A 10,601-nucleotide genomic window follows, 5' to 3' on the forward strand; every position below is an offset into this window, starting at 1 on the left:
CGCACCGACGGCGGACGCGCCGAACGTGGTGTGGGCGGTGGACTTCCAGTTCGACGCCGACGAGCACGGACGATTGAGCAAGATCTGCTCGATCGTCGACGAGCACACCCGGGAGTGCATCGGCGGCCTCGTGGAGCGCTCGATTACCGCCGACCGGCTCACCGCCCACCTCGAGGACCTCGTCGCCGCCCGGGGCGCCCCGGCGGTGCTCAGGTCGGACAACGGGCCGGAGTTCATCAGCGAGGCGATGGCCGACTGGGCCGGCACCCGCACCGGCCTGTCCTACATCCCTCCGGGCTCGCCGTGGCGCAACGGGTACGTCGAGTCGTTCAACAGCCGGATCCGCGACGAGTGCCTCAACATCAACAGCTTCTACTCGCTGCTGCACGCACAGGTCATCATCGGCGACTGGAAGGACGAGTACAACCACCACCGCCGGCACTCCTCGCTCGGCTACCTAACCCCAGCCGAGTACGCTCGGCAGTGCACCCATCAAATGGAAACCGACGACTCACAGAACGTCCGGACCGAATGAAGGGGGCGGCTCACTACGCATCAGGCGAATCGCGACGGCGATGATGCCGAAGCACGTCAGCCACGCGCGCTTGCGACGTCCCTGAACGTCCGGATGGCCCTGCGGTCCCCGAGGCCCGAGAAGTGGGTGGTGAAGTTCGCGTTGCTGGCCTCCACGCTGCTGCGCCGTGAATTGGCGGCCAACCACTTACGGGTGCCGTAGAGGTAGCGCTGTCGCAGGTCGAGGTCGTCCTCGGGACCGAGGCTGGGCTGGGCGCTGCACGCGCACGGCTGGATGGCCTCGTCACGGTTCAACTGGCCGACCGAGGGGCACTCACCCCCGGGGTAACCCGGAGGCTCTCGGGCCGGTTGGCGCACGTCACCTTGCCCGAGGCTGCGGGGCCCCGGTACTGCTGGACGCCGCGCTCCCAGTCAGGCTGGCCCTTGGGCGAGAAGGCGTACGGCACGCGCTCCTCGTATCGGGCGGCGTGGACCGCGATCTCGTCAGCGGTCATGCCGATGGAGTAGTTGGGCAGGTCCCAAAGTCTCGGGCGTCCGTCCCACCCACACCTCCGGGAGTCGGAGCAGGGTGTCAGCGGACGCCGCTGCCTCAGCGGGCTCCGCTGAGTCCGAGTCCGTTGTGAGCGCCTTCCTGGAAGCCATGGAGCAGGCAGAGACGCCCTTCCCGCCCAAGAACGTCCCAGCCCTTCGCAAGGGCATCCAGGAGGCCCTGGAGACCTACGACGCCGGTCTCGTGCTCGTCGGTCTGGGCTGGTGGATGGCGGAGGGCTTCCATAGCCCGAGGCAGATCAGCGAGATGGTCTTCAAGGCTATGACCCAAGGTGGCCGTCCAGCGCCTGGCCAGACGGCTGCCGCCCTCGTTGCGGAGGGCCAGTGTCGCTACGCCGAGCGCGCATCCAAGCCCGATGCGACGCAGCAGAGGCGCGCCGCCTCGTTGCGCGCGATCCAGGAGTACGGCGGTGGTGCTGGATGAGCGAGAGCGGGTTGGGTGGCCGGCTGCTCGCCGGGCCCGCGAGTCTCAGAAATCCCGAAAGCCCATCTCCTAACATCCAGTAGAAGACCGTTACACATGAAGGCGAGCCAGACCTTGACCAAGCCAGACGCAGGATTCATCTGGAGCATCGCGGACATGCTCCGAGGGCCGTACCGACACAAGGAGTTCGGCACCGTCATCCTGCCGTTCACCGTGCTCGCTCGGTTCGATGCTGCCTTGTCCGACACGAAGGACGCGGTGCTCGCGGCGTCGGAGAAGTACGAGTCCTCGGCTCCGCTCATGCGCCACCAGATGCTCCGTCGCGCGTCGGGCCGGTCGTTCTACAACACCTCGCCCTTCAGTCTGACCAGTCTGGGTGATCCGGCCAACCTGGCCGCTAACCTCCTGAACTACGTCGAGGGGTTCAACGACGAGGTGCGGGAGGTCTTCGAGCGCTTCGACATGCCCAAGATCATCAGCGACCTGGACGAGCGGGAGCGCCTGACCGGCATCGTGCAGAAGTTCGCCGCCCTCGACGTCCATCCCGACCGGGTGTCCAACGCCGAGATGGGCGACGTCTTCGAGGAACTGATCCGGCGCTTCATGGAGTCGAGCAAGGACCTCGCGGGTGACTACTTCACCCCGCGTGAGGTGATCCGCCTCATGGTCTCCATCCTCTTCGCCCCCGACACCGAAGACCTGTCCGACCCGGCCCTCATCCGTCAGGTCTACGACCCCACCTGCGGCACAGGCGGCATGCTCTCCGAGGCCCACGCGTGGCTCGCGGAGCACAACGGGCAGGCGACCCTCAACCTGTTCGGGCAGGAGTTCAACCGCCAGTCCTTCGCCATGGCCAAGGCCGACCTCATCATCAAGGGGCAGGACTCCTCGCAAATCTACTTCGGGGACACCCTCCTGGACGACGGCCACGCGGCCAACACGTTCTCCTACTGCCTCGCCAACCCTCCGTTCGGTCAGGAGTGGAAGGTGCAGAAGCAGGCCGTCGAGCGGGAGCGCGAGCGCGACGGCGAGGAGGGGCGGTTCGCGGCTGGCCTGCCTAGCGTCAACGACGGAGCGATGCTCTTCCTACAGCACCTGGTCTCCAAGATGCGCCCGGCCTCGGCGGGGGGCGGGCGCGGGGCCATCGTCCTCAACGGTTCCCCTCTGTTCACGGGCGACGCAGGCTCGGGCCCGTCTGAGATCAGACGTCACCTGCTGGAGAACGACCTCGTGGACGCCATCATCGGCTTGCCGACGGACATGTTCTACAACACCGGCATCGCCACCTACATCTGGATTCTGGACAACGACAAGCCTGTCGAGCGGCAGGGCAAGGTGCAGTTGATCGACGCCACCGGCCAGTGGGTGAAGATGCGCAAGTCCATCGGCAGCAAGCGCCGCTACCTGTCCGAGGCCAACATCCAGACCATCGTGAGGCTCTACGGCGAGTACGAGGACGCCGACCCCGACGTGTCCAAGGTGATGCGCACGGCGGAGTTCGGCTACCGCACCATCACGGTCGAGCAGCCCCTGCGGCAGGTCTTCCAGGTGGACGCTGACCGCATCGAGGCCGCGATGACCCTGACCCCGATCAAGAAGTTGCAGGCCGAAGCCCGGCATCGACTGCGCGCGGCACTGGAGTCCCTCGACCAGGGCACCACATGGACGTCCAGCGCGGCGTTCGAGAAGGTGCTCGGGCCGGCCATGGGTGCACAGCAGGTCGGCCTGACGCCTGCCAACCGTCGTGCCCTCGTGGGGCCTTCGCAGAGTCCTCGCCCGAGGGTGAGTTGGTCAAGGGCAAGAAGGGGCAGCCCGAGCCGGACACCTCCCTGCGTGACACTGAGAACGTCCCGCTCACTGAGGACGTGAAGGCCTATGTCGAGCGCGAGGTGCTCCCGTGGGCTCCTGAGGCGTGGGTCGACGCGTCCAAGGAGAAGATCGGCTACGAGATTCCGTTCACTCGGGTCTTCTACAAGTACGTCCCGCCCCGTCCGCTGGCGGAGATCGACGCCGACGTTCAAGCCGCCATCGCCCGCGTCCAGGCGCTCTTCGCGGAGGTGAAGGCGTGACGAACTGGTCCGTGAAAGCGATCAAGCAAGTAGCAGAGGTCCGTCTCGGGAAAATGGTGCAGCCGAGCCCGACCTCCGACCTCCAGGTGGCGTCCGCGGGTTACCCGTGTCGGGGTTCCGGCCGATCGGGTGGCCGCGGGTTCGCGCCGTCGACCAGCCGAACGGCCTCAGGGTCCACGATCCTGTAGCCGCCCGTCAGGGAGATGGCGTGCGTGCCGGCCAGCCGGCCGAGCACGACCGCCTTGATGTCCTCGCGAGAGTACAGGGCACCGGAGGCTCCCACTTCGGTGAAGTCGGGTGCGATCTCGGCCTCGAAGGAGTCTTCGTCTCAGATGTAGTCCGGTTGGTCGAACAGGGACTCACGAGCGATGAGTTCGCGCGCTAGGTGGGAGGCGTCGTTCCAGACTTCGGCCATGAGCCCAGTCACGCAGGACGCGGAGGGAATCGCAGCGTGAGCGCCCGCGCACAGGCGGCACTGCGCGAGTGGAGTGCACCCCAGCGGACTTGACCTCAGATTCCCTCACTGGTGGCGTCCGCCGCGCCGCGGAGAAAGGCCAACTAGCTCAAAATCTCAAGCGCTGTGGAACGTCGGGCGGAGGGCCGCCCTGGCGGTCTGTCCCTTTCGAGGCGCCTCAAGGCGGGGAGTGCTCAACGCCCACGCGACACAGCCGGCTCCGAGCAGGAGTCCGTGAAGGATCCGCATCTGCGGGACGAGGAAGAACTGCGGTAGATAACTGGCCAACCCAAGGGCCATGACCGCGGTCGGCCACCGCCGGTCGCGTCCCAGTTCGGCGAGCACGGCGACCGCGAGCAGCACCAAACCTGACGCGAACATCACCATCTGCGGCACGCCGCCCCGGATAGCTGCCTGCCCAGCCATGATGTCGCCCCCCGTCGTGGCCAGCCCGTGAAGTCCAAAGGCTTCGGCGCCATAAAACGGTAGGACGAGCATCGTCCCGAGAGCCATCAGCAGCGCCGGTACCCGCCGGGTGGCTGCCACGGCGGACGCACTCAGGAGAATCCATGCGACCATCCCCACAAGGTGCGATGCCACCCAGAGCGGCGAGACGAACGCTGCGGTCATGCCATCGAGGCCACCTTGCTTATCACCCCATGGCCGCAGCAGCGGGAAAACTGCGAATGCGAGCCCCGCACCAACACCCGTCAACGCGCCGACATTGTGGAATCTCATCGTTCCTCCTTTAGTGAACGCTGTTCTCTGAGTCTGACGTTAACACAGAGAACACCGTTCGCCAAGTGCTAAGGTGTGACCGTGCCCACACCCGCACCTCGCCACGAGACATCGCGGACGCAGGCCAAGGCCGCAACACGTCAGCGAATCCTTGATGTCGCTCGTGCACATCTGGCGACCGAGGGGGCAGCCCAGCTCTCCATGCGCCGCATCGCCCACGACGTCGGAGTTGTGCCGTCTGCTCTGTACAAGCACGTTCCTACCCGGGACGCTCTTCTCACCGAGTTGATCAAGGACGCCTATCGCGGGCTGGCTGACCACCTCGACGCTGCCCCAGCCACCTGGACACGCCGAGCGCTGGCGCTGCGTGAGTGGGCCGTCGGCCACCCCCACGAGTTTCAGCTCATCTACGGCACGCCCGTCATCGGATACTCGGCACCCGCCGACACCATTCAGCCGGCTGCTCGCGTCCTCGATGGTTTTCTCGCTGTGATCGACGATCCGCCGGACGCAGAGCTACCCGAAGCTCTCGCGCGGCAACTCTGCCCGCTCGCCGAGACCACCCACCAGCCCGTCGGACGCATCGCAGCCGTGCTAGCGCGACTGAGTCAGCTCGTGGGCATGATCATGCTCGAGTTGGGTGGTCACTTCGTGGGCACACTCACCCCAGCCGATCACTTCTACGGTTGGGTTGTGTCGGACACCGTTTCCCAGCTTTCATCCGGTTCCGACCCCAGTGCCGCGTCCCCTGGCACGTAGTTCGGGAGTCATCGTGATGCGCCGTTCCCCTAGCGGTCGCGACGTTGCGCGCCCAGGGGGCTGGTGGGCACCGGTGGGCTCTCCGTCAGGGGTGTTCGAGGTCGTCTCTTTGGCTCCGCCGCAGCCCCGGCTCCTGGGGAAGCAAGAGATCTGTTGCAGTTGGCTCCCCGTCCCACTAGATTGATTTGCAATCAACTGTTTGCAGATGCGGAGGGATTCGTATGGACACCACCCCGACGGCAGACTTCGACGCCGGACGGATCACCCGGACGGTCCGGGTAGCCGCTTCCCAGCGGGAAACGTGGGCGGCATTGACCGATCCCGCCGCGATCGAGCAGTGGTGGGGGCACCCGGCGGTGTTCCCCGACGGTGTGCGGGAGGGGGCCGAAGGCACCTTCGAGTGGGTAGGGCATGGGCTGATGCCGATGCGCGTGGAGCGCTTCGACGAACCGCATCACTTCGATCTGCTCTGGGGTGACGTGGGAACCGACGCCCCCGGCGAGGACGCGTCGCTGGTCCAGTTCACCCTGGAACCCGAGGGCCCGGACCACACCTTGGTGACCGTCGTGGAATCCGGCTTCGACCGTTTGGAGACGGCTGACCGGCGCGCCGCGATGGAGGAGAACGTCAAGGGTTGGACCAACGTTCTCGACAGTTTCGTTGCCCACGTGGAGGGACAGTGATCGCCGACTCACCGGTTGCGCTGTGCGCCGCCCTCGCCGACGAAACCAGATGGAGCATCCTCTGCCTGGTCGGTCAGCGCGCCGCGTCGGCGTCCGAACTGGCTGAGAGCCTGCCCGTCAGCAGGCAGGCGATCGCCCACCATCTCGACATCCTGGCCCGGGCAGGGCTGGTCCGGGCGCACCGGCAGGGGCGCCAGCTGCGCTATCAAGCCCTGGGGGCACCGCTCTCCCGCCTAGCCCGTCACCTGGATGCCGTCGGCCAAGGCTGGGAACGGCGGCTGGATCGGTTGCGGATGGTGGCTGAGAGTGGCGTCCAGCAGCGCGACGAACGGGGGACCTGAACACACGCGTTCAACTCGGAATGGCAGCGAGGACCTCATGACCACCGCTCGGAGACGCGGTCGCGCCATCGCGCTTCTGCACTCCGCTCATTCGAAGCGACGCAGGGCCTGCAGTATGCGGGGGTCCTGATGGGTGAACCCGGCGTTCGGCTGTTGCTTGTCGAGGGCCGTGATGGCAGCCATGTCGTCGTCGGACAGGTCGAAACCGAAGACGTCGATGTTGGTGCGCAGACGCTCGGCGTGGGCGCTCTTCGCGACCGGGAGGCCCCGCGCTGGATCAGCCAGCGGATGATCACCTGCGGGACGCTCACGCCGTGCGCGTCCGCGATGGCGATGAGTGCGGGCTCCTCGCGGATCGCGGTGTTGCCCTGGTAGAAGTTCGAGACGCCGATCGCGCGGACGAGGCCGTCGGCCTGTGCCTGGGCCATGACCTCCCAGGCGCCGTAGTAGTCGTTGAACGGCTGGTGCATCAGGTAGAGGTCGAGGTAGTCGAGGCCCAGGTTGTCGAGCGAGATCTTCAGGACGTCCAGCGTTTTGGCGCGGCCGTGGTGGTTCTCCTTGTCAGGCTTCCGGGATGGTGAAGTCGAAGCTCTCCTTGCCGACCTGGCGAGGGTCGGGGCCGCCGCGCACGCCGGTGTCGAGCCCGTCGATGGAGGCGATCTCGTCGTCGGTGAGCCGGAAGTCGAACACGTTGAGGTTCTCGGCGATGCGCTGGGGCTTCACCGACTTCGGGATCACCTGGCGTCCCTCCTGCAGGTGCCACCGCAACATCACCTGCGCAGGGCTCTTGCCGCGCACCTTCGCATTGGCCCCGATCGTCGGGTCGTCCAGGGTCGAGCGACGATCGTCGCTGCCCCAGCCGGGGTAGAAGGTGATGCCGCCCAGCGGCGACCAGGCCTGGGTGACGATGCCCAGTTCGGCGTCCCTCGCCTGGACGTCGCGCTGCTGGAAGTACGGGTGCACCTCGATCTGGTTCACCGCCGGGGTGACGGTGGCCCGCTCCATCAACGCGTCGAGGTTCTCGACCATGAAGTTGGACACACCGATGGCGCGCACCCTGCCCTCATCGAGCAGAGACTCCAGGCCGCGGTAGGCCTCCAGCGTCGAGTCGAAGCTCAGCGGAGCCGGCTGGTGCAGGATCAGCAGGTCGATCTGGTCGAGGCCCAGCTTGGCCGACGCCTTCTCGAAGGCATGGCGGGTCTGCTCGAAGCCGTAGTCGGAGACCCAGACCTTGGTCTCGACGAAGACCTCGTCGCGGGCCAGGCCGGAGCGGCGGATGCCCTCGCCGACCTGCTTCTCGTTGCCGTAGGCCGCGGCCGTGTCGATGTGGCGGTAGCCGACGCGCAGCGCCTCGGCCACGGCATCGGCGGTGTCCTCCGGGCTGGACTGGAAGACGCCCAGCCCGAGGGAGGGCATCTCGACGCCGTTGTTCAGGGTCAGGAATTCCATGGTCATGTCCTTCCGAAAGTCTCGTGGAATGATTTAGGACTCGGCCGTGTCGGCGTTCTTGACCTGAATCGTGACGTCGAAGCCGAACTGCGTGGCCAGCTGGAAGTACAGGCGCATGTACATCTCGGAGCCGCGGGCCCCGGCGATGCCGCCCAGGTCGATGACCGACGTCTCCGGCCAGCCAAAGCTGGTGAGAATCTGGCTGGCCGTGGCCTTGGCGTCCGCGTCGTCACCGGCGACGAAGATCGTGTGCTCGCCAGGGATGCGCTCCGGGTGCACCATGACCTCGCAGAACACGGTGTTGAGCGTCTTGACGACCTTGGCACCCGGGAACTCGCGCTGGATCTGCTCGCCCAGGCTGTCGGTGTTGGCGACGGTGAGCATCGGCGGCATGCCCTGGCTCATGTCGAGCGGCAGGGCGACGTCGATGAGCACCTTGCCGGCCAGGTTCTCGGCGCCGACGCCTTGCAGTGCCTTGATGCTGTTCGCGCCGTTGCTGGCGTTCATCACCAGCTCGGCGAACGCTCCGGCTTCCGCCAGTTGCAGCAACCGGACATCGGGGTGCTCGGCAGCCCACTGCGCGTAGGGAGGGGTGCCGAGGGCGTCGTGCTCGGTGCGGGACATCGTGGCCTGCGGGTCACGGGTGCCGATCGCGACCTCGTGGCCAAGCCCTGCGAGGCGGGAGGCGAGCACGCAACCGACCATGCCAGTGCCGATGACTGCGATCTGCATGACTGCTCCTCAAGTTTCCAACGGATTCGTTGGAAGCGACTGTAGTAGTGTCCTGGACAGAAAGCAACACCAACGTTGGATTTGGGGATTGATGGCGTGGGACACCGAGGGCACCAAGAGGAAGATCCTGGACGCCGCGACCGCCGAGTTCGTCGCACGCGGCCCCGACGGGACGACCGTCGAGAAGATCGCGCGCGCGGCCGGCGTGAACAAGGAGCGCGTGTACAACTACTTCGGCGGCAAGCAGGGGCTCTTCGCCCGGGTGCTGGCCGAGCAGGTGACCACCGCTAGCGCGTCCGTGCCGATCCCGGCCGGCAGCCCCGAAGAGGTGGGCGAGTACGCGGGACGCCTGTTCGACTACCTCACCGAGCACCCCCAGCTGCTGCGCCTGCTGCAGTGGGAGGCGCTCACCGTTCCCGGCGAGGTCACCGACGAAGCCAAGCGCGCCGCCATGTACGCCGATCGGAGCGCCGAACTGGCCCACGGGCAGGCATCCGGGGTCCTCACCGACGCGTTCGAGGCGTCCGATCTCAACATCCTGATCCTGGGGATCGTCGGCTACTGGGGCCTCTTGCCGCAGGTGTCCCGCATGGTCACCGGCAGCACCGAGGTGGACGCCCGACCCCGACGCCGCGCAGCCGTCGTCGAGGCCGCCAGGAGGTTGGTGACGCCCTGACGTCACGAGTCGCGGCGTCCACGAGAAGAACAGCGGCGCTCTCTTGCGGCCCGGCCGGGCGTCGACTTCGCCAACAAACGGACGCGCAGCGAGATCATCGGCGCGGTATTCCCGAGGGGTCTTGCTTGCGGCGAGGCGGTGGCGAAGAACCGGTCGTCTTGAACAAGTCCACCCAGGCCTCCACGGGCAGGTCCTTCGGCAGCCCGGTAGCGTCCACGCCGTGCTGCCTCAGCCATGCCCGTGCAGCCTGGCTCGACGCCAGTGCTGTGGTGCGGGCAAGGATCTGTGCAAGCCCGCGGCCTGAACCGGTGTAGACGCGGTGAACCAGCTCTTGGAACTGGCGCCGCTGCCGCTGGGGCAGGAGCGGTTGCTGGCGGCGACGTACGCTGAGAATCGCGCCGTCGACTCCTGGGCGTGGGGTGAATGCACGGGCTGGGACGCGGCCATGCAGGGAGAACTCGAACCAGGGCGCCCATTGCGCAGTCATCATGGTTGCGCCACCAACGCCGGCTCTGCGCCGTGCGACCTCCCATTGCACGAGCAGGATTGCTTCTGTCCAGCCGGGTGCGTGCAGAATGCGCCGAAGCATGGCTGTGGTCTGATGGAACGGCAGGTTGCCGACCAGCACATGCGGCGACGTCGGTAGACGGTAGCTCAGGAAGTCGTCAGTGATGACGTTGACGTCCGACGGGAGGCGTTCGGTCAAGCGGCGTGCGAGCCGGGCGTCGATCTCGACGGCGGTGATTGGCCGGTTGAGGCGGGCCAGCGGGGTGGTGAGTGCTCCGTCGCCGGGTCCGATCTCGATGATCGGCCCCTTCGTGACGGCCACGAGCCGTGTGATCGCGGCGATGGTCAGGGGGTCAGTCAGGAAGTTCTGGCCGTGCTCATGTCGGCCATGTCGATAGGTAGGCACTGTTTGCTCCGTGGTTGTTGCGGAGCCGGGCACGCTGAAAAGGCCGCCCGGCCGTGATCACCGGAAGCGGGAGCAACAACGTGTGGAGGGTGCTCGCCGCCGTTAGCGGCTGCGCAGACGCAGCGAAGCAGTGCCGAAAACCAACATGCCGATCAGCCTAGGCCACCCGGTCGCGCCAAAGCGAGCCAATAGCCCGTCCTCAGACCGGGAACCCCGGCACCTGGACGGGGAGGCTCGACATCGCGGTGCCGAAGCCCCGTCAGGCAGCCGGTAGTCGCAG

At 66.7% G+C, this 10,601-nt stretch carries 15 protein-coding genes; 9 read left to right on the top strand and 6 right to left on the bottom strand.

The features are described 5' to 3' along the window. The coding region (locus WMJ97_RS12250) for an integrase core domain-containing protein (RefSeq protein ID WP_347349281.1) at positions 1 to 535 on the top strand (535 nt) is incomplete at its 5' end. Between the two features lie 56 nt (positions 536 to 591). Here WMJ97_RS12250 and WMJ97_RS12255 read toward each other — a convergent pair. Then, positions 592 to 828 carry a hypothetical protein gene (locus tag WMJ97_RS12255; RefSeq protein ID WP_347349282.1) on the bottom strand — a complete coding sequence of 79 codons (237 nt, stop codon included), beginning with the start codon at positions 826 to 828 and terminating at the stop codon, positions 592 to 594. Beyond that, positions 825 to 1,028 (bottom strand): hypothetical protein, encoded by a 204-nt coding sequence (locus tag WMJ97_RS12260; protein ID WP_347349283.1) that lies wholly within the window; start codon positions 1,026 to 1,028, stop codon positions 825 to 827. Before WMJ97_RS12260 ends, WMJ97_RS12255 begins: the two co-directional genes overlap by 4 nt. 125 nt (positions 1,029 to 1,153) lie before the next feature. On the opposite strand from WMJ97_RS12260, the gene WMJ97_RS12265 reads away from it, so the two are divergent. From WMJ97_RS12265 to WMJ97_RS12275, 3 genes are all read left to right on the top strand, one after another. Next, positions 1,154 to 1,507 (top strand): hypothetical protein, encoded by a 354-nt coding sequence (locus tag WMJ97_RS12265; RefSeq protein WP_347349284.1) that lies wholly within the window; start codon positions 1,154 to 1,156, stop codon positions 1,505 to 1,507. 114 nt (positions 1,508 to 1,621) lie between these two features. Beyond that, entirely contained in the window at positions 1,622 to 3,376 is a 1,755-nt protein-coding gene (locus WMJ97_RS12270; RefSeq protein ID WP_347349285.1) for a class I SAM-dependent DNA methyltransferase, read from the top strand. Next, complete coding sequence (locus WMJ97_RS12275; RefSeq protein WP_347349286.1) at positions 3,373 to 3,576, top strand: hypothetical protein; 204 nt, start codon at positions 3,373 to 3,375, stop codon at positions 3,574 to 3,576. The genes WMJ97_RS12270 and WMJ97_RS12275 overlap by 4 nt, the downstream gene beginning before the upstream one ends. A 571-nt stretch (positions 3,577 to 4,147) precedes the next feature. Here the strand turns inward: WMJ97_RS12275 and WMJ97_RS12280 are convergent. After that, positions 4,148 to 4,768, bottom strand: a complete 621-nt coding sequence (locus WMJ97_RS12280; protein WP_347349287.1) for a hypothetical protein — start codon at positions 4,766 to 4,768, stop codon at positions 4,148 to 4,150. 81 nt (positions 4,769 to 4,849) lie between these two features. On the opposite strand from WMJ97_RS12280, the gene WMJ97_RS12285 reads away from it, so the two are divergent. The 4 genes from WMJ97_RS12285 to WMJ97_RS12300 all read left to right on the top strand — a co-directional run bounded on the left by WMJ97_RS12285 (position 4,850) and on the right by WMJ97_RS12300 (position 6,926). Continuing rightward, positions 4,850 to 5,527 (top strand): TetR/AcrR family transcriptional regulator, encoded by a 678-nt coding sequence (locus WMJ97_RS12285; RefSeq protein WP_347349288.1) that lies wholly within the window; start codon positions 4,850 to 4,852, stop codon positions 5,525 to 5,527. A gap of 221 nt (positions 5,528 to 5,748) precedes the next feature. Next, complete coding sequence (locus tag WMJ97_RS12290; protein WP_347349289.1) at positions 5,749 to 6,210, top strand: SRPBCC domain-containing protein; 462 nt, start codon at positions 5,749 to 5,751, stop codon at positions 6,208 to 6,210. Beyond that, on the top strand, positions 6,207 to 6,551 hold the full coding sequence (locus tag WMJ97_RS12295; protein ID WP_347349290.1) for a metalloregulator ArsR/SmtB family transcription factor: 345 nt from the start codon (positions 6,207 to 6,209) through the stop codon (positions 6,549 to 6,551). The genes WMJ97_RS12290 and WMJ97_RS12295 overlap by 4 nt, the downstream gene beginning before the upstream one ends. A 129-nt stretch (positions 6,552 to 6,680) precedes the next feature. Then, positions 6,681 to 6,926, top strand: coding sequence for a hypothetical protein (locus WMJ97_RS12300; RefSeq protein WP_347349291.1), 246 nt, complete (start codon positions 6,681 to 6,683; stop codon positions 6,924 to 6,926). Positions 6,927 to 7,112: 186 nt separating this feature from the next. Here WMJ97_RS12300 and WMJ97_RS12305 read toward each other — a convergent pair whose 3' ends face one another. Together WMJ97_RS12305 and WMJ97_RS12310 are read right to left on the bottom strand one after the other, a co-directional pair. Next, entirely contained in the window at positions 7,113 to 8,000 is an 888-nt protein-coding gene (locus WMJ97_RS12305) for an aldo/keto reductase (protein ID WP_347349292.1), read from the bottom strand. Positions 8,001 to 8,033: 33 nt separating this feature from the next. Further along, a complete protein-coding gene (locus WMJ97_RS12310; RefSeq protein ID WP_347349293.1) occupies positions 8,034 to 8,732 on the bottom strand; it encodes an NAD(P)-binding domain-containing protein in 699 nt (232 codons plus the stop codon). 91 nt (positions 8,733 to 8,823) lie between these two features. Between WMJ97_RS12310 and WMJ97_RS12315 the strand changes: the two genes are divergently transcribed. After that, positions 8,824 to 9,408 carry a TetR family transcriptional regulator gene (locus WMJ97_RS12315; RefSeq protein WP_347349294.1) on the top strand — a complete coding sequence of 195 codons (585 nt, stop codon included), beginning with the start codon at positions 8,824 to 8,826 and terminating at the stop codon, positions 9,406 to 9,408. 94 nt (positions 9,409 to 9,502) lie between these two features. Here the strand turns inward: WMJ97_RS12315 and erm are convergent, their stop codons facing one another. Next, the gene (erm, locus tag WMJ97_RS12320; protein ID WP_347349295.1) at positions 9,503 to 10,321 is read right to left on the bottom strand and encodes a 23S ribosomal RNA methyltransferase Erm; all 819 of its coding nucleotides are present in this window, start codon (positions 10,319 to 10,321) and stop codon (positions 9,503 to 9,505) included. Positions 10,322 to 10,601: the final 280 nt, after the last annotated feature.

The sequence above is a fragment of the Nigerium sp. genome (genome assembly GCF_039811905.1).
Lineage (GTDB): Bacteria > Actinomycetota > Actinomycetes > Propionibacteriales > Propionibacteriaceae > Propioniciclava.

Bases quoted from the DNA above. Each gene is read 5' to 3' on its own strand.
- WMJ97_RS12305 (WP_347349292.1), bottom strand. From the start codon at position 8,000: ATGGAATTCCTGACCCTGAACAACGGCGTCGAGATGCCCTCCCTCGGG.
- WMJ97_RS12280 (WP_347349287.1), bottom strand. From the start codon at position 4,768: ATGAGATTCCACAATGTCGGCGCGTTGACGGGTGTTGGTGCGGGGCTC.
- WMJ97_RS12260 (WP_347349283.1), bottom strand. From the start codon at position 1,028: ATGACCGCTGACGAGATCGCGGTCCACGCCGCCCGATACGAGGAGCGC.
- WMJ97_RS12310 (WP_347349293.1), bottom strand. From the start codon at position 8,732: ATGCAGATCGCAGTCATCGGCACTGGCATGGTCGGTTGCGTGCTCGCC.
- WMJ97_RS12300 (WP_347349291.1), top strand. From the start codon at position 6,681: ATGGGTGAACCCGGCGTTCGGCTGTTGCTTGTCGAGGGCCGTGATGGC.
- WMJ97_RS12315 (WP_347349294.1), top strand. From the start codon at position 8,824: ATGGCGTGGGACACCGAGGGCACCAAGAGGAAGATCCTGGACGCCGCG.
- WMJ97_RS12290 (WP_347349289.1), top strand. From the start codon at position 5,749: ATGGACACCACCCCGACGGCAGACTTCGACGCCGGACGGATCACCCGG.